The sequence below is a fragment of the Tardiphaga sp. 285_C5_N1_2 genome (genome assembly GCF_052076065.1).
Classification (GTDB): domain Bacteria; phylum Pseudomonadota; class Alphaproteobacteria; order Rhizobiales; family Xanthobacteraceae; genus Tardiphaga; species Tardiphaga robiniae.
Map to the genome: position 1 here is coordinate 5521601 of NZ_CP197241.1, position 18214 is coordinate 5539814.

Below are 18214 nucleotides of genomic sequence, written 5' to 3' on the forward strand. Positions count from 1 at the left end.
AAAGATCAGCTGCCGGCTTTAGCCGTTGCGCTGCCGCCGAGCAGGATGTCCTCAACCAGCGACGACGACACGGCAGGAACCTGCTCGCCGGCGGTCGCGCGGGTAACCGCAACGCGGGTGTTGGTGAAGACGGACTCGGCACTCGCCGGCTTGGCCTTCATGTTCTTCAGCAATTCGGTTGCGAGCAGACTGTTCTGACCATCCACATCGTCGGCAACCTTGCCCGGCGTCGCCGAGGTCAGGATCAGCGCATTCTCAGGAACATCGATCGGCGCGAGACCACGGGAGTAACCGCGGAAGCGACGCTCATAGGGATTGCGGCGGGACGCATCCAGCACGACCAGTTTGGCCTGGGCACCCTGCTCCTTCATGATATCGAGAACGGCCTCGACACTCATGCCATCGCGGCGGATGTCACGCTCTTTCCAGATCGCGGCATCGACCGGGATCATGTAGCTCTGGCGGCCAACCTGGACGCCATAGCCACCAAAATACAGCATCACGACGGTTTCAGGCTTGATCTTGGCCTTCAGGCGCTCGACAGCGCGTGTCATGTCATCGCGGGTCGCGTCTTCCACCACATCGACGTCGAAACCGTCGCGGCGGAGTGCGCTCGTCATGGCACGTGCATCGTTGATCGGCTGGCTCAGCGGCGCGCCGGCGTCGGGGTAATGACCGTTGCCGATCACCAGCGCGATGCGCGACGCCTTCGTCACGGGATTGATCGTCCCGGTCACCGTCTCCGCCTGTGCGGCTTCCAGCGAGCGCTTGTTCAGCGCGGCATTGGCGCCAAGCACCAGCGACACCAGGCCGACAAAAGCTGCGGCCACGGTGATCGAGCGACGGGATACGCGAAACTGCCGTACGTTCATAACGTCATTCCTGCTCATCGTTCAGGCGCAACCGTGGGTCGCGCGAACGTCGAAATAGGTTTGAAGGGATGCCAAACCAATGAGTATTAAATGCGCTCAATTTGCGGCATCGCAGCAAACTGGTTGTTAACCCGTCGAGCCCACCCGGGCAACCGGTAAAGGCGGGGATTTAAGACAGGGTTACTGACTGACCAGGCTAAGGTCTTGAACGGGCTTGCGCTTCACGCAATTGTAATTCAGACCGATTCGTGCAATTTTTCAAAGGCTTGCAGGTGTCGGGAAGCGATTGCGCCGCAGCAGCGGCGGGCGGTTTTCGAGGCGTGCGCAGGGGGCGGCACTGAAAGAAACCTCATGGGTGTGACTTATTTTGCCGGCGCCGCATACCGCGCGCTGACAGCGAGCAAGGTCGGCCCGTCGCTTTACGACCTCTGCGACCCCCTATTTCACAAGCACACCGGCGGCGACGCCCATATCGTCAAGTTCTACAAAACTGCGCTCGGCAATCCTGCGCTCCGTCCATTGCTCTGTCGCGCCGGCCTGCCCGAGTTGCGCGATCCCTCCCGGTTCAAAGCCATACAGCAGGCCCTGAGAGCGGCGCGCGACGACGCGAGCCCCGATTGGGAAGCCATCGGCCAGCCCATCGCCGAGCTGCTCGACACGGTCGCATTGAGCCATCCAGAGCCGAAGCCGGTGACGGCATCAGCGCAGGCACCGTCGCTGGGCGAGATCGACAATGTCATCAAGGCCTGCGGCGCGCATCTGCTGCGCTCGTTCGACCGCAACGGCTTCATTCCCACCTACGCGGCATTCAACCTGATCGGCGATCCCGACATGCATGGCCGCGATTTCCTGATGGCCCTGACGGGCCTCAATTCGCGCGGCTACAAGAACTCGACGCTGCTGTTTACCCTCGCACGTATCTTCATCGCCCGCTCGCCGGCCGGAAAACTCATCAATCCGCCCTGGACCGGAATTGCCGAACCCATGTGGGAGCCGGTGCAGATCCGGCATCGCTCTGCCTATTACGACGCGTTCTTCACCGAGGCGCTGCTCAGCTTCGGCGAAACCGGACTGCCGTCGCCGGACCAGACGACATCCTCGCGCCGCGCCATCGATGCGATGGTTGAATTCTGCCTGGTCACCAGCCGCGAGGAAGTCCGCTCGCATGACGGAACGAGTGTGAACGTCATCACGGCGCTGGCACCGCCGCCGCATCCGCGCTTCAGCCGGCTGTTCGCACAGATCAAGCAGGACCTCGGCTTCGGCATCTATGTGCCGGACTGTGACACCACCGCCTGCTCGTTCTCCGCCGCCACACAGGCCGGCTCGACCGATCCGATCCTCGATCAACCCCTGCTCGACTTCTATGCCGGTTATCAGGTCGGCAACGGCAGCAACGAACCGATGGTCACCGTGCCGCTCAACGACCATATCGACTATGACGGCGCCATCGTCACCTGGATCGACAATCTCGCGGGCGAGCGGCCCTACGGCAACGATCTCGATCCGACACTCAATCTCGACGTGCTCGAAGTCTCGTTCCGGAATCTCGTCCGCTGGAAGGTGATGGAAACACCGACACGTCTGGAAACGATGCAGCGGATCATCGGCTTCCAGCGCCGCCTTGTGGCATCCGGCGCCTTCGCCGATCCGAAATCGCACATCTACTATCTGCCGGAGCTCTACAGCGCCTATTTCGGCCGCTGCTATGCGGCCTTCCGTGAGCTGCCAGCCGCAACACAACAGGCCATAGACACCGACGGCACGTTCGACTTCATTCGCCTGCGTGTTCTCGCTTATGTGCAGGATGAGTTGATTGCGCGCGAGATGAATACTTTCGATGCGGCACTCGCACTGATCGCGCTCGGACATCTCGGCGGTGAGCTCGCGCATTTCGCACCTGCGCTGCGCTGCATCATCACGGCAACAGGCGAAGGTGGCCGCAAGGGTCCGTTCAAGGCCTATGAATGGAACAAGATGAAAACGCCGACACGGATTCTCGTCGGCGGTCCCGAAGTGACCTCAGCCTTCGTGCTGATGGGTCTCGCGCTGGCGCGGCGGAGAATGATGAATGGCCACGCGGCATAGGTCATCGCGCGAAGTTGAAGGTATGAAGGAGCGACCGCGCTGGCATGGGCGGCGAAATGCCCGCACTGTCTCCGGATTGTCGTCATGATTTTGCAATCAAACGGTTCGAAGCGCATGTTCCGCACCTTCTCACTTTTTATCGCGATGCTTTGCATTCCCGCACTGGCGCAGGCCGCCGACGTGACCGGGGTGCCGAAGATTCGCGATGGCGACCAGATGACCATTGGCGCGACCCGCATCCGGCTCGCCGGCATGGACTCGCCCGGCCTCGATCAGTTGTGCCTGAATGCCGCCGGCGAGCGCTGGACCTGCGGTGTCGCAGCGCATGAAGCGCTTGTTGAACATGTCGGCGACAAGAGCTGGACCTGCCACGTGCTACGGACCGATCGCTTCGGTCGCTCGGTCGCCAAATGCGAGGTGGACGGCGAGGACATCAGCCAATGGATGGTGAAGAGCGGCTGGGCGCTCTCCTATGTGCGCTTCTCGCATGCCTATGATGCCGACGAGAAAGCCGCACGTGACGCCAAGGCGGGACTGTGGGCGGGCGCGTTCTTTGCGCCCTGGGACTGGCGCGTACGCAACAAGAAAACCACCATTCTCGGCTCGATCAAGCCTCCGGAGGATGCCTTGCCTATCCTGCTGGCCTCGGCATCCGGCCACGTGGCGCCGTCTCCAACCTGCCGGATCAAGGGCAACGTCAACCGGGCCGGCGTCTGCATCTACCACACGCCTGAAAGCCGCTGGTATGCCAAGATCAGCATGCGGATTAGCAAGGGAACACGCTGGTTTTGCTCTAAAGAAGAGGCCGAAGCCGCCGGCTGCCGCGAGACCCGACGATGACATCGTGGCGCTGACGTGGCAGGTTCCCCGCTCAGATTCGATCGAGCGGAACCGTGGCTGACCTGCAGACGGATGTCATTGCGCAAAAACAACGCCGCAGCCGGACATTCCGGGCGGCGCGGCTGACGCTGCTCGCTTTGGTCATCTATGGCGGCATCGCCTATCTGTTGCTCCCCGAACTCTGGACCCATTACGAGCACCAGAAGAGCCTTGCTGGATTGCCGATGACGACGATGACCGCGCAGGGCATCCCGGGCGATCCCATCAATGTCGGCCTGATCGGCGACAAGAAGGACGTGCTGTGCGCGATGCATGCTGCCGGCTGGTATCCCGCGGATCCCGTAACCTTGCGCTCATCCCTCGAGATTGTCGGCAGCGTCTTGCTCGACCGACCCTATCGCGAAGCACCGGTGAGCCCGCTGGTTTATCTCGGCCGCCGCGAGGATCTCGCTTTCGAGAAGCCGGTCGGCAACAGCGCTGATCATCGCCACCACATCCGGCTCTGGAAGGTACTCGACAAGGGACAGGAAGATCGCCCGGTCTGGCTCGGCGACGCGACTTTCGATCGCAGCGTCGGGATCAGCAAATACACCGGCGCGATCACGCATCATATCGCTGCCGATATCGACGCGGAGCGCGCGGTGCTCGCGGGCGACCTCGAAAAGGCCGGCATGGTCGAGGCCAAATATCAGGTCACAGGAATCGGGCCAACCGTCGCCGGCCACAATGGCGGCGGTGACCTGTACTACACCGATGGCGAAGTCTGGATCCTGCGGCTGGTGGTGGCCTGCGCCAAACACGACGGCCCTCCCGAGACGATCCCGAGCCCGGCGGCGACCGAGATCAAGGACCAGATCTTCCAGGCCATCGCGAATGTGATCGGGCGTGATGCGCTGACTCACTAAGCGGTGAAATTCAAACCACCTCACACGCGCTTTGATTTCGCGCTGCGCCATGGCACCATGGCCAAAAATACCAACAAGGATTGAAAATGGTCGTTCGTGCAGGTCGTGAATTTCTCGCCATCCCCGGCCCCACCACGATGCCAGACGAAGTATTGCGGGCGATGCATCGTCCGCCGCTGGATATCTACTCCAAGGAAATGGTGCAGCTCACATTCGGGCTGCTGCGCGATATCGGCACGTTGTTCGCCACTAAAGGCAACACCTATATGTATATCGCCAACGGGCATGGTGCCTGGGAAGCGACGCTCACCAATGTGCTGTCGCGCGGCGACAAGATCCTGGTACTGGAAAGCGGGCGTTTCGCGGTCGGCTGGGGCCATGCGGCACGCGCCATGGGCGTCGACGTGCAGAGCCTGAAGGGCGACTGGAATCGCGCCATCCGCCCTGCCGAAGTTGAAGCGACGTTGCGACAAGACACCAAGCACGAGATCAAGGCTGTGCTTGCAGTGCAGATCGACACGGCATCGGGCGCGTTCAACGACATTGAAGCGATCGGCAAGGCGATCAAGGCCGCCGGTCATCCCGCGCTGTTCATGGTCGACACCGTCGCATCGCTCGGCTGCATGCCGTTCGAGATGGATGCATGGGGCATCGATGTCGCCATGTCAGGCTCACAGAAAGGCCTGATGACACCGCCCGGCCTCGGCTATGTCGCCGCGAATGACCGCGCGCGCGAAATCCACAAGACTGCCAATCTGCGCACACCCTATTGGGACTGGACCGAGCGCGACGGCGACGAGCACTACCGGAAACATTCGGGCACCGCGCCGGTGCACCTGATGTTCGCGCAGCGTCAGGCCATCGACATGCTGTTCGACGAAAAGCTCGTCAACGTGTTCCAGCGCCATCGATTGCTGGCGGAAGCCGTGCGCCGCGCCGTTGCCGTATGGGCCGATGGCGGCGTACTCAGCTTCAACATCGTCGAGCCGAAAGAACGCGGCAACACGGTCACGACGGTGCGGATGGACAACCCGACGCCGCTGCTCGATTACTGCCGCGATAAATGTGGCGTCATTCTCGGCGTCGGCATCGGCGACCTGCACGGAAAAGCATTCCGCATCGCCCATATGGGCCATGTCAACGCGCCCATGATTCTCGGAACGCTCGGCGTGATCGAGATGGGACTGCAGGCGCTCGGCATTCCGCACGGCAAGGGCGGTGTCACGGCGGCGGTCAACTTCCTGGGCGAGAGCGTCGCACCCTAAGGTCCGCTCTCAACCTCGCCGTGGTCGCGGCGGGTTTCCGGCATCACCAGCCAGATCAGCAACAGACCAAGCCCGGCCACGCAGGCCAGGCCGACAAAGGCAACCGGCGCACCGAGCTTGTCGGCGACGAAGCCGGCCGTCACCGTGCTGAGCGACGCGCCGATGCCGGTGGCTGTGCCGACAATGCCTTGCGCAAGGCTGAAGCGCCCGCTGCCAAAGGCGATGTCGGCGACGATCAGCGGGATCATCACGCTGAACACGGCAGCAGTGACGCCGTCGAAGACCTGCACGGCGACCAGTGCAAACGGATCGGTGACCACGGCGAATAGCAATCCGCGGATCACGAGCGCGGCGAAAGCGATCAGCAGCAGCGGCCGACGGCCCCATTGCTGCGCCTTTCGGCCGACCGTCGGTGAGGTCGCCGCGACGATGGCCTGCGGTACCACGATGCAGAAGGCGATCAGCGCCGGTGCCCAATCGGCCGAGCGCGTCGTGACCACGCCCGCCATCAAAGGCAGCATCGCGGCATTGGCGAGCTGCAGCAGCAGCACAGCGCAGGCGAAAATCAACAGTGGTTTCTGCCGCACCAGATCGCGAAAACGGATCGGCTTCTTGCTCTCGGCCTCTTTGGTGCTGGCACCATGGGCCTGAGCAGAGTTGATCTCCTGGGGGCGAATCCGCGACAGCGCATAAAGCACCGGCAGCGCCAGCAGGAAGGTGACGATGAACACCGACCGGCTGGACAGCAGATAGCCGCAAGTGCCCATGACGGCGGCGGCGACGCCGTTGCCGAGCGAGGCGAAGCGCGCATTGCGCCCCAGCCGTTCGCCGATCCGCATCGGCCCGACCAGCCCGAGGCTGATAGCGGCGATCGCAGGGCCGAGCACGCAGCTCGCCATCGCATGCAACGTCGCTGCCGCGACGATGACAGGAAACACTGGCAGCGCGGCATAGGCTAGCGCGCAGCCGCCGATCGTCGCGACCGCGGCACCGGCGACCAGCCGCGTCGAGCGCGCCGCATCGATGATCGCGCCACCCGGAATTTGGCCGAGCAGCGCGACGATGCCCCCGATCGACAGCACGAAGCCGATCTCGACCTGCGTCCATTTCTGCGTGGTGAGATAGACCGCAACGAACGGGCCGAATCCGGTTTGCACATCGGCGAGAAAGAAGATGAACCAGTCGAGCCCGCGCAGGCTCTGCTTCGACGGCTCAGGACTCCGCTGCGGCTCCTGCGGGCCTAGCTCGGACTCCGGCGCAATCCCCGGCGCGCAGGCGACCTCAGGCACCGCCGCGACATCATCGCGGCGGGAGAGATCAGCTGCACGTGTGGTCGCGTGAACCGCCAATTAGCGCTCCTGCATGGTGAGAGGCGGAAACCTCAGCGGCGTCAGCGTGCCGGACGCGCCAAGCACGACGATGGGCTGATCGTCCTTGTATTCCGGCGCGGCACGCACCTGTTCGCGCGTGAGATCCAGCGTGATGCTGGCGGTCTTGTCGGCCACGTTCCAGAAATGCAGCGCACCCCAATCGACCACGATCTTGCGCGAGCCGACCCCGAGGAATCCGCCGAAGTCGATGACCGCGCCGCGCACCTGCCCCGCGCGATCGACGATCACGTCGGCGATACGCCCCATGTTCTCGCTGGCCGGGCTTCGCACATCGCGGCCGAGAATGCCCTTGGCATCGAAAGCGTCGATCACCGTAACCGATGGCGGCTTGGCAACAGGCGCAGACGCGACCGGGGGTGGCGTTGCCGGCTGCACAGCAGCCGCATCAGGTGTGGGCGACAGCACGGATGGCTGCGCTTCAGGGGTGGATTTCGCTGACGACGCGGGCGGAGGCACAGGCACGTCCGCCGCCTGGCACACGGCCACGGCGTTCAACGCCAACGCTACAGCCAATCCGGCAACAATGCGAATTGCAGGCATGGAAACTCCCTCACTCACGCGTTTCGCTGATGGGCGCGACCCCAGTGCCAGGCGACGCGTCAATGCGTCAACACGATCGATACCTGGATCTGACCGCGGGTTCGCAGCACTTCCAGCGACACATCGTTCTCGTGTTTGCGCAGGCAGAGATCGACGCTGGATTCGCCGAGCCGGAGATCACGCAAAATGACGTATTGCAGGAAGGCGGGCAGCCGCGGATTGCGGAAACGAATCTCGCCGCGCGCGACATCGAATTCGATTCCTAGGGCTGCCTCGAGCAGACTATACGGCGTTGCGCTGGCCCAGGCCTGCGGCGCGCAGGCCACCGGATACAAGGTCGGGCCGCGGCGTTTTTCGCGCTGGAAGCCGCAGAACAATTCCGGCAATCGTCGCAGGTCCATATAGGCCGCGGTGTCGAACAGGCCCTTGAAGACGGCCTCGACCGAATTTTTCAGGCCATAGCGCGCCAGACCGAGTGTGATCAGCGCATTGTCGTGCGGCCAGATCGAGCCGTCATGATAGGACATGGGATTATAGCGCGCCTCGCCGCGCGCAATGGTGCGAATGCCCCAGCCGGTGAAGAAATGCGGACGCATCAGGTCGGCGGCGACCATGCGCGCACGGTCTTCACGGACGATGCCTGTGAACAGCAACTGGCCTGCATTGGAGGCACGAACCGCGCAAGGCATCTTCTTGCCGTCGAGCGCAAGCGCATAGGTGCCGAGTTCCTCGCACCAGAAAGCTTCCTCGAACCGCGCAGCAAGTTGCTCGGCTTCGGCCTCGAGCTGCCGGGCCTTGTCGGGCAGGCTCATGCGCAATGCGAGACGCGACGCCAGATGCTTGGCGGCGAAGACATAGCCTTGCACCTCCGCCAGCGCGATATTGCCCTCAGCGAGCTTTCCATCGGCATGGAAGATAGCGTCATACGAATCTTTCCAGCCCTGGTTCTGAAGCCCCTGTTCGGTAGCGCGCTGATATTCGACGAAGCCGTCCTTGTCGGGATCGCCCGGACCGTCGATCCATGCGAGGGCCGCCTCAACGGCCGGCCACAGCTCGCGCAAGGTTTCATCATCGCCGGTGCGCTCGACATACATCCCCGCGAGCATCACAAAGAGCGGCGTGGAGTCGACGCTGCCGTAATATTGCGCGAACGGGACTTCGCGGAGCGCAGCCATCTCGCCGCCGCGCATTTCGTGCAGGATTTTTCCGGGCTCGGCATCCGCCAGCGGATCGACCGATTTCGCCTGAAATGCCGCAAGCCGTTTGAGCACGCCCCGCGCCACGCGCGGATCGATCCACAACAGTTGCAGCGCCGTGATCAGCCCATCGCGACCGAATGTCGTGGAGTACCAGGGAATACCGGCATAGGGATATCGCCCCTGCGGCGTATTCGTCATCAGGATACTGAGATCGGCCATCGCCTGGCAGAGCACCTCGTTGAAAATATCATTCGAGGTCTCGACCGTCGCCGCACCCTTGCTGAAATTGCGCATCTCGCGGCGATGCGCGAGCAACCCACGAAAGAACGGCACAGGCTTGTGGCCGACCTCGGCGTTACAACTGGCGGCAACGAACAGCGACGTCGTTTGCTGCGGCTTCAGCTCGAAGTGATAAGTTGCGGTGTTGGCTGCCAGCCGCGTCGGGCGCGGATCGAAATGCACCATCGTGCTGAGCGGCCTGCCGTCGAGGCCGGTATATTCCAGCGCAACGTCACTGGGCCCGACCAGGCGACTGGTGGCGATGCCGCGATGCTTGCGTTTTTCGCCGCGCACCTCGAACAGATCGGCAAAGTCATTGTCGAATGTGAGCGTCAGATCGAAACTGGCGCGGTGTTCGCCGTGATTCTGCAGACCGATCCGCTGATAGGCCGCACCACGCCACAGGAAGAACGTGCGCACGATGTGCAGCATATCTTTCTGCAGCACGAGGCGGCCGTTGCGATAGATATCCGGATTGGTCAGATCGACGGTCAGCGACGAGTTGTCATCGCGCAGATTCGAGCCGAGCAGAAGCGGCTGAACATCGTTCAGCGCCAGCTCCAGTCGCGCGAGATAACGCGTATCGGCATTGAACAGGCCATCCGGGCCGCCCGCGGACGCGCCAATGTCACCATGACTGTCGAGCACCACAAACGTATCGTCGTGCTTGAGCGCACGTCGCGGGCGCGAAGCAGGCCCCGTCATCGGAATGTAGAACGGCGACTCGACCGCCTTTTGATCGGCGATAGCGTTCAACTTGGTCGCGGCGGCTTCGATGGGCATGGATGACCTCGGCCGGTTGTAAGGTGAAGACAGGCACGAAGATAAACGCAGCGCCTGGAGAGGATAACTGAGTCGTCAGGCTGCGTGCTGCGCGAGACGGCTCATTTCCTGTGTGACGAGTTCCCGATACGGCCCCTCGCCCTGCATCAGATGATCGGGTTTGCCGTCCTCAATGATCTTGCCGCTCTGCAGCATGACCACGCGATCGAAATTGCGCAGCGTCGCGAGGCGATGCGCGATCGCGATTACCGTGCGACCACGCATCAGACGCGCCAGCGCCTCACGGATCGCCTCCTCCGATTCACTATCGAGGGCCGCCGTTGCCTCATCCAGCAGCAGAATGGGCGCGTCCTTTAGGAAGGCGCGTGCAATAGCGATGCGTTGACGCTGCCCGCCAGACAGTTTGACGCCGCGGTCACCGACCATGGTGTGAAGACCTTCCGGCAGCGTCTCGACAAAGTCGCAACGCGCCGAAATGGCTGCACGCAATACCTCGTCATCCGTCGCCTCGGGACGTCCATACCGGATGTTCTCCATGATGGAGCGATGGAACAATGAGATGTCCTGCGGTACCACGGAGATTGCGTGACGCAGGCTGTGCTGGGTCACGCGTGAAATATCCTGGCCATCGATGGTGATGCTACCATCCTGCACGTCGTAGAAGCGCTGCAGCAATACAAACAGGCTCGACTTGCCGCCGCCGGACTGACCGACAAGGCCAACGCGCTGGCCGGCATTGAGCCGCAACGTGAACTTGTCGAACACCTGCAGACCGCCGGGATAACGGAACGAGATATTGTTGAAGGCGATCGCTGCACCTGACTTCACCAGCGGCTCGGCTTCGGGATGGTCGCTGAGCTCATGGGGCACCAGCAATGTGGACAGCGCCTCGGACAAGCGCGCAACATGTTGCGTGACATCCACGAGCGCCACCGCAAGATCTCGCGTCGCATGTAGAATCGAGAGACCGAGCGTACAGATCAGAACGACGTCGCCGGTGCTGGCGCCGCCTCGCTGCCAGAGCATGATCGCCCAGGCGAGCAGCCCGATCGTCAGCGCGACCGTGATGGCCGCATGCGTCAGGCGCAGACGCTCAAGATAGCGCAGGCTACGACCACGGGCGTTCAGCTCACGATCGACCGTTTCATCGAAGCGATCATGCTCGAAGCTCAATCCGCAGAATGCGCGGACCAGCGGCATATTGTTGATGACATCGACCATTTCGCCATCGACGGCTGCCGCCTTGCTGGCGAAGTCGTCATGCAGCTTCTTGCCGGCCGCGGCCATCTTGAACATCATCACGACGACCGCGCCCGCGACGACTGTCAGTCCCGCCGCCATCGGCAGGCTCACGGTTCCAATCAGCAGGATCGCCGCGAATGTCGCGACGCAGGGCGGCAACACGTTCCAGACAAACATGTTTTCGACCGTGAAGACCGCGTTGGATGTTGCCGTGATACGGCTGGTCAGCATGCCGGGCAGCCGATCCGAGAAGTAGCTCGGTGCGTGTCCGGTCAGATGGCGAAAGATATCGCGCCTGAGATCGCCGGTGACACCAACGAATGTATAGCTCGCGGTCCAGCTGGCCACGCGCCACAGGAACATGTCTGCCGTGATCAGCGAGATCAGAACGCCAAATGCGATCCAGACGGTATTACCGGCTCCCGAAGGTCCAGATGAGAGGCCATCGACTAAAAATTTAATTCCGTACTGCGTGCCCACCGAACAGGCGACGGCTGCAAGCACGGATATCAGGATGATCATATGCGATGCAGAACGCATCCTGATGTAGCGCATCACGAAAGCGAAAGGGCGATACGCATATCCGGAAAGACTGTCCATGTGATTGTCAAAACCCGTTGAATAAGAACAAGAATCTCGACGGACAGCGTCCCCGCCCGCTGATGGAGATGATGCCATCCCGAATTACCCACGCTCTCGCCATCTCGGCGCAACATTCGGGCAGCATTAACACTCCGGAAACCGTGGTTGAACGTGATGGCATCAGCAAGACCACAGTGTGGACGAACTACGCAGATCACATAGGAACCTCGCAGATGCGAGAACGTTCCAGCTTCAGGCATACCGGTACCGACACGTCGTCGCTGAAGTTGTTCATCACTTCCAACATGGGAGATATGTAAAATGCGCATCGCGCAAGTTGCTCCGCTGACAGAAGCCGTTCCGCCGAAGCTCTATGGAGGCACGGAACGCGTCGTCCACTGGTTAACCGAAGAGCTGGTGGCGCAGGGGCATGATGTTACGCTGTTCGCCAGCGGCGACTCTCAAACGTCAGGCAAGCTCGACGCCGGATGGCCGAAGGCGCTGCGGCTCGATGGCTCTGTCCGCGATCCCAACGCCCTCCATATGGAAATGCTCGAGCGCGTAAGACAGAAATGTGACGACGACGAATTCGACGTTCTGCATTTCCATCTCGATTACTATCCGTTCTCGCTATTCTCCCGCCAACCCACACCATTTCTCACGACGCTGCACGGCCGTCTGGATCTGCCGGAACATCAGCCGACCTTCACGACTTTCTCCAAGATTCCCGTTGTTTCGATTTCGAACGCGCAGCGGCGCCCGGTACCGCAGGCGAATTTCGTGCGCACGATCTATCACGGCCTTCCCGAGAAATTGCTGACGCCGCAACCGATCACGCCGAGCTACCTCGCCGTGCTCGGGCGTATTGCGCCCGAGAAGGGCGTCGACCGCGCGATCAAGATCGCCATCCGCGCCGGCATCCCGCTGAAAATCGCGGCCAAGATCGACCGCGCGGATGAGGACTATTACGAGCAGGTCGTTCGCCCACTGATGGATCATCCGCTGGTCGAATATATCGGCGAGATCAGCGACCGGGAGAAGCCGGAATTCCTCAGCGGCGCCTATGGTCTGTTGCTGCCGATCGACTGGCCCGAGCCGTTTGGCCTGGTGATGATCGAATCCATGGCCTGCGGCACGCCGGTCATTGCCTATAACCGCGGCTCGGTGCCGGAGATCATCGACGAGGCCCTTACCGGCTTCATCGTCGAGGACGAGACCAGTGCAGTTGCCGCGGTGGGTCGTCTCGCCGGCATGGACCGTACAGCGATCCGCAAGCAGTTCGAAAACCGCTTCACCGCCCGGCGCATGGCTCTCGATTATGTGGCCACCTATCGCAGCATGATGGAGCATAGGGTGTCGCTGCGACTGGTCAGCAGCGCAGAGTAGTCTGAAGCGCATAATTAAGGCATCGAAGGGCGGCCCGTCGGGTCGCCCTTTTTCGTGCTGGCCTGCTGCCAAATCACTGGCCCGCTGTACAGCCCGTGCGACATTTGCAAGATAGATGACAGACATCAGATCACGGCATTGGCCCGAATCGACGTCCGACCGTTTTTCTCGCATCTCGACAGGCCCTCATGACCGCCGTTTCCCGCTTCGAAATTTTCCTGCTGCTGATGGCTGTCATCGTTTTGCTCGACATGATCGCGCGGCGTTTTCAGCTCCCGCGCGCAGCTGCCCTGATCCTCGGCGGCATCGGCTTCGCACTGATCCCGGGCACCCCGGATGTCGAGATCGACCCCGAGCTGGTGCTCGTGTTGTTTCTGCCGCCGCTGCTGATGTCGAGCGCCTGGTTCACCTCCTGGCGGGATTTCCGCGCCGATCTTCGCATCATATTGCAGCTCGCCGTTGGCGCTGTCTTCTTCACCACCCTCGTGGTCGGCGTAGTCGCGCATCTGGTGATGCCGTCGCTGCCCTGGGCCGCCTGTTTTGCGCTCGGCGCCATTGTCTCGCCGCCGGATTCGGTGGCGGCAAAGGCCGTGCTCCAGAGCGTGCCGCTCCCGCCGCGCATTATCGTGCTGCTGGAGGGCGAGAGCCTCGTCAACGACGCATCGGGCCTGGTGCTGCTGCGCTTCGCCATCGCGGCAGCGCTGACCGGCTCGTTCAGCGCCACTGCGGCCACCGTGAGTTTCTTCTCGGTTGCGATCGGCGGCCTGCTTGTTGGCATCGCATTCGCCTTCGCCGCCATCCTGGTAATCAAGCGCATCAAGGACATCGACCTCGCCATTGCATGGACCTTCCTGGTCGCCTGGATCTCCTATATCGCAGCGGAAAAGCTGCACGTCTCCGGCGTGCTGTCCACAGTCGCCTGCGGCATGATCCTCGGCTGGAAGCAACACGAGTTCTTCGGCGCTGCGACGCGCACCCGCGCCACCGCAGCGTGGAGTGTCGTCGTGTTCGTGCTGGAATCCCTGGTGTTTATCCTGATCGGGCTGTCGCTGCGCGGCGTGCTGTATCGCCTCGGCGGCTATGACGCGCTGGTGGCGCTGTTGCCGGCAACAGGCGCAATCATCGCCGCGGTGATCCTGGCCCGCTTCGTCTGGATGTTTCCCGGCACCTATCTGCCGCGCATGCTGATGCCGAAGCTGCGCGCCCGCGACCCCGCTCCGCCATGGACGGTGCCGTTCATCATGAGCTGGGCCGGTTTGCGCGGCGTGGTGAGCCTCGCTGCCGCATTATCATTGCCGGAGGAATTTCCCGGCCGTGACGTCATCCTGGCAATCACCTTCGCAGTAATCCTGGTGACGGTCCTTGTCCAGGGTTCGACGCTGGCACCGATCGTGCGCCGTCTGATCAAAACCGACAATGTCCGCACACCGCATCACTCCAAACTCAGCGAGGCGCAGGCGCGCGCGCGGGTTGCAGCCGCGCAATTTTCTGCCATCGAAAAGGCGTCGCGCAATGATGACGGCACACATCGCCATCCGCGCCTGTTCGAGCAATACACCTATCGCAAAGGTGCAGCAGCGCGCTATGCCGAAGAGGCTGAGGCACTATCGCCCCACCGCATCGACCATTACACGACGGTGCTGGCCGCCATCGAAGCCGGCCGTGCAGAGCTTCTGAAGATGCACCGTGAGGGCGAAATCCACGACAGTGTGCTGCATGCGATCGAAGAAGGGCTCGATCTCGAAGAAGTCAACGCAAGACGCTTCCTGTAAAAGCCACGCTTCTCTAGCAGCCATTCGCCGTGGCGCCTTCACAGCCGCCACCATCGGCTCTAACCTTGATCGTCAAGCGCCGGTCAAGGCGCAAAATCCGGGAGAAAACAACATGAGACTTCAAGGCCTATCCACCATCGTCACCGGCGGCGCATCGGGTTTCGGCGCCGAGATCGCACGGTCTTACGCGCGCGAAGGCGCCAAGGTCGTCATCCTCGATCTGAATGCCGATGGCGCGAAGAAGGTTGCGGCCGAGATCGGCGACAGCGCAATCGCCCTCGGCGGCAGCGTCACCAGCAAGGCCGATGTTGATGCCTCGGTGAAGCTCGCGGTCGAAAAATTCGGCAAGCTCGACGTTGTCGTCAACAATGCCGGCTGGACCTTTCGCAACAAGCCCTTGCTCGAAGTGACCGAAGAAGAATTCGACAAGGCATTCGACATCAATGTGAAATCGATCTTTCTGATGACCAATGCCTGCGTGCCCGTGATGAAGAAGCAGAAGAGCGGACGCATCATCAATATCGGTTCGACAGCCGGCGTCCGGCCGCGCCCGGGCCTGACCTGGTACAACGCCACCAAAGGCGCGGTGAACCTGATGTCGAAATCGATGGCCGTGGAACTGGCGCCCGATGGCATCCGCGTCAATTGCATCGCGCCGGTGATCGGGGAAACCGCGCTACTGGAATCCTTCATGGGCGTGCCGGATACGCCAGAGAACCGCGCTAAATTCATCGGGACGATCCCGCTCGGCCGCATGTCGCGTCCCTCGGATATCGCCAATGCCTGCGTGTATCTGGCGGGTGAGGAATCCGAGTTCCTCACCGGCGTGATCTTGCCGGTCGATGGCGGGCGAACAATCTAGAACGAGGAAATTCATAAACCATCGAATCCGGTCAGATTCGATTCACCACGCGCGTTAAGCAGTTCACCGGCCATTCATGCGATGGTCGCGTCATGATCGAGGGACACACCTCGGCAGGGAAGGCGTCAGGGTCAGGCCGGTCAACGGTCTGACCCCTCTCTTTGGGGATCATCATGGCAGCAAAGAAGAAACCGGCTCCGCGCAAGAAAGCCAGTGCATCGGACGCTGTTCATCCGATTTCTGCAGTCGCGGCTGTTGCAGTCCGCAGCCTTATCAATATGGCGATTGTGTCCGCATCCTGCGCAACCACCTTGTTGACGCTGATGGCCGTGCTCAAGTTCCAGACCGCCTGAGCGGCGATCACTTCATCTCGTTGAGCAGCGTCGGGATCAGTTCCGACACCGTCGGATGGATCGGCACCGCCCATTGCAACTGGGTGTAATCGGCGCCGGCATTCATGATGTCGAGGATGCCATGGATCGCCTCGTCACCTCCGGTGCCGAGGATGGCGGCTCCCAAAATCTTCTTCGTTTCAGCATCGACCACAACCTGCATCATGCCCGCGGTCTCGCCCTTCTCGACGGCACGGCCCACATGGGTCATCGGCCGATTGCCGATCAGCAATTTCTTTCCTGTGGCCTTTGCCTGAGCCAGCGTCATGCCGACGCGGCCGAGCGGCGGGTCGATGAACAGCGCGTAGCCGGGAAGCCGATCGCTGACGCGGCGGCTGGCGCCATCGAGCAGGTTCGCGGCAATGATCTCGAAGTCGTTGTAAGCCGTGTGCGTGAAGGCCCCGCGGCCGTTGCAATCGCCCATCGCGAAAATGCCGGGTACATTGGTGGCGAGACCGTCATCGACCTTGATGTAGCCGCGGTCATCCACAGCGACGCCAGCCTTGTCGAGACCGAGATCGTCGGTATTCGGACGGCGTCCCACCGCGAGCAGAACATCACTGCCGATGATCTCCGGCGCGCCTTCGGTGCAGTCGACACCGACAGCCACGCCATCGGGATGTGGCTTGAAGGTGATGCATTCGGCATTGGTTCGGATATGGATGCCTTCGGCGAGCAGGATATCGCGGATCGCTTCAGAGATCTCAACATCCTCACGCGAGACCAGATGCGCGCCCTTCTCGACCACCGTCACTTCGGCGCCGAAGCGGCGATACATCTGCGCAAATTCGAGTCCGATATAGCTGCCACCGATCACCACCAGATGTTTCGGCACGCGATCCAGTTGCAGGATGCCCGTGTTGGTCAGATAGGTGACGTCGTTGATCCCAGGCATATCCGGCACGACAGCCCGCCCACCGACATTCAGGAAGATCGTTGGCGCCGTCAGCAACTCGTCGCCGACGCGGATCGTATCCGCGGATTCGAAGCGCGCATGGCCGTTGATGACCGTGCATTTGTCCATGCCGCGCAACCAGCTTTCAACGCCGTTGCGCGAGTCATGGATTACCTTGTCCGCCCGCGCCTTCACGCGCGCCATATCGATTCGCACGGGCGCGTCAATCATCACGCCATAGTCGCTGCCGCGGCGCGCAAGATGCGCGGCATAGGCGGAGGCGACCAGCGTCTTGGTCGGCTTGCAGCCGGTATTGACGCAGGTGCCACCAAACAGATGGCGCTCGATGATCGCAACCGACATGCCGGCGGACGTAAGCCGACCCGCGAGCGAAGGCCCCGCCTGGCCGGCACCGATGATGATCGCGTCAAACGACCGGGTCATTTCAGCGCCAGCACGAGCAGGGCCGCACCGATGATGGCGACGGCATCCTCAATCAGGGCAGCCGGCCGATCCCGGCCAAAACTGGCGGCAAGCTTGCCCCGCATGCTCGCGCCGCCGAGCGTGCCGATGACCGCACCGACGATGCCGACCAGCGCACCGAATATCCAGTTGGCTGGACCGGCGATAACGACGCCCGCGATGGCGCCGATCACGACGCGGGTACTGAACTGCACGGGAATCTTGCGGCTCGGCGTGGTCGGCAACTGATCGGTGATAAGCTCGCCAAGAGCGAGAACCGTGAAAATCGCGACGGCCCAGATCGAACCGAGAAACGACAGCCAGGTGCCGGATACTTTCAAAATGCCGAGATAGGCTGCCCAGCTCAGCGCTGCTGCTGGCGTCATCGCCCGCAAACCGGCCACGACACCCATCAACAATCCCAGTACGAAGATCATCGCGCTCGTCCCCCGTCAGGCG

At 62.0% G+C, this 18214-nt stretch carries 16 protein-coding genes; 9 read left to right on the forward strand and 7 right to left on the reverse strand.

Annotated elements, in window-relative coordinates:
* Positions 1 to 5: 5 nt before the first annotated feature.
* Positions 6 to 872 carry a caspase family protein gene (locus AB7951_RS26135; protein WP_120287895.1) on the reverse strand — a complete coding sequence of 289 codons (867 nt, stop codon included), beginning with the start codon at positions 870 to 872 and terminating at the stop codon, positions 6 to 8.
* 351 nt (positions 873 to 1223) lie between these two features.
* On the opposite strand from AB7951_RS26135, the gene AB7951_RS26140 reads away from it, so the two are divergent.
* The 4 genes from AB7951_RS26140 to AB7951_RS26155 all read left to right on the forward strand — a co-directional run bounded on the left by AB7951_RS26140 (position 1224) and on the right by AB7951_RS26155 (position 5970).
* A complete protein-coding gene (locus AB7951_RS26140) occupies positions 1224 to 2960 on the forward strand; it encodes a hypothetical protein (protein WP_120287894.1) in 1737 nt (578 codons plus the stop codon).
* A gap of 114 nt (positions 2961 to 3074) precedes the next feature.
* On the forward strand, positions 3075 to 3800 hold the full coding sequence (locus tag AB7951_RS26145) for a thermonuclease family protein (RefSeq protein ID WP_120288116.1): 726 nt from the start codon (positions 3075 to 3077) through the stop codon (positions 3798 to 3800).
* 53 nt (positions 3801 to 3853) lie between these two features.
* Positions 3854 to 4705, forward strand: a complete 852-nt coding sequence (locus AB7951_RS26150; protein ID WP_089266719.1) for an LssY C-terminal domain-containing protein — start codon at positions 3854 to 3856, stop codon at positions 4703 to 4705.
* A gap of 86 nt (positions 4706 to 4791) precedes the next feature.
* Complete coding sequence (locus AB7951_RS26155; protein WP_309940848.1) at positions 4792 to 5970, forward strand: pyridoxal-phosphate-dependent aminotransferase family protein; 1179 nt, start codon at positions 4792 to 4794, stop codon at positions 5968 to 5970.
* On the opposite strand, the gene AB7951_RS26160 is transcribed toward AB7951_RS26155, so the two are convergent.
* The 4 genes from AB7951_RS26160 to AB7951_RS26175 form a co-directional block, all read right to left on the reverse strand.
* A complete protein-coding gene (locus AB7951_RS26160; protein WP_439062700.1) occupies positions 5967 to 7232 on the reverse strand; it encodes an MFS transporter in 1266 nt (421 codons plus the stop codon). The two genes, AB7951_RS26155 and AB7951_RS26160, sit on opposite strands and share 4 nt — an antisense overlap.
* Before the next feature lie 87 nt (positions 7233 to 7319).
* The gene (locus AB7951_RS26165; RefSeq protein WP_120287892.1) at positions 7320 to 7901 is read right to left on the reverse strand and encodes a PRC-barrel domain-containing protein; all 582 of its coding nucleotides are present in this window, start codon (positions 7899 to 7901) and stop codon (positions 7320 to 7322) included.
* A gap of 59 nt (positions 7902 to 7960) precedes the next feature.
* Positions 7961 to 10162 carry an amylo-alpha-1,6-glucosidase gene (locus tag AB7951_RS26170; protein ID WP_120287891.1) on the reverse strand — a complete coding sequence of 734 codons (2202 nt, stop codon included), beginning with the start codon at positions 10160 to 10162 and terminating at the stop codon, positions 7961 to 7963.
* A gap of 75 nt (positions 10163 to 10237) precedes the next feature.
* Positions 10238 to 12004 carry an ABC transporter ATP-binding protein gene (locus AB7951_RS26175; RefSeq protein WP_120287890.1) on the reverse strand — a complete coding sequence of 589 codons (1767 nt, stop codon included), beginning with the start codon at positions 12002 to 12004 and terminating at the stop codon, positions 10238 to 10240.
* Between the two features lie 17 nt (positions 12005 to 12021).
* Between AB7951_RS26175 and AB7951_RS26180 the strand changes: the two genes are divergently transcribed.
* From AB7951_RS26180 to AB7951_RS26200, 5 genes are all read left to right on the forward strand, one after another.
* A complete protein-coding gene (locus AB7951_RS26180) occupies positions 12022 to 12306 on the forward strand; it encodes a hypothetical protein (protein WP_147421592.1) in 285 nt (94 codons plus the stop codon).
* A 1-nt stretch (position 12307) separates the two neighbouring features.
* Positions 12308 to 13372, forward strand: a complete 1065-nt coding sequence (locus AB7951_RS26185; RefSeq protein ID WP_120287888.1) for a glycosyltransferase family 4 protein — start codon at positions 12308 to 12310, stop codon at positions 13370 to 13372.
* 188 nt (positions 13373 to 13560) lie between these two features.
* Positions 13561 to 15144, forward strand: coding sequence for a Na+/H+ antiporter (locus tag AB7951_RS26190; protein WP_441256088.1), 1584 nt, complete (start codon positions 13561 to 13563; stop codon positions 15142 to 15144).
* A 112-nt stretch (positions 15145 to 15256) separates the two neighbouring features.
* The gene (locus AB7951_RS26195) at positions 15257 to 16006 is read left to right on the forward strand and encodes a glucose 1-dehydrogenase (protein WP_093758024.1); all 750 of its coding nucleotides are present in this window, start codon (positions 15257 to 15259) and stop codon (positions 16004 to 16006) included.
* Positions 16007 to 16179: 173 nt separating this feature from the next.
* The gene (locus AB7951_RS26200; protein ID WP_089266704.1) at positions 16180 to 16359 is read left to right on the forward strand and encodes a hypothetical protein; all 180 of its coding nucleotides are present in this window, start codon (positions 16180 to 16182) and stop codon (positions 16357 to 16359) included.
* A gap of 7 nt (positions 16360 to 16366) precedes the next feature.
* On the opposite strand, the gene AB7951_RS26205 is transcribed toward AB7951_RS26200, so the two are convergent.
* Both AB7951_RS26205 and AB7951_RS26210 read right to left on the reverse strand, forming a co-directional pair.
* On the reverse strand, positions 16367 to 17737 hold the full coding sequence (locus tag AB7951_RS26205; RefSeq protein ID WP_120287886.1) for an FAD-containing oxidoreductase: 1371 nt from the start codon (positions 17735 to 17737) through the stop codon (positions 16367 to 16369).
* The gene (locus AB7951_RS26210) at positions 17734 to 18192 is read right to left on the reverse strand and encodes a DUF4126 family protein (protein ID WP_120287885.1); all 459 of its coding nucleotides are present in this window, start codon (positions 18190 to 18192) and stop codon (positions 17734 to 17736) included. The genes AB7951_RS26205 and AB7951_RS26210 overlap by 4 nt, the downstream gene beginning before the upstream one ends.
* Between the last annotated feature and the right edge of the window lie 22 nt (positions 18193 to 18214).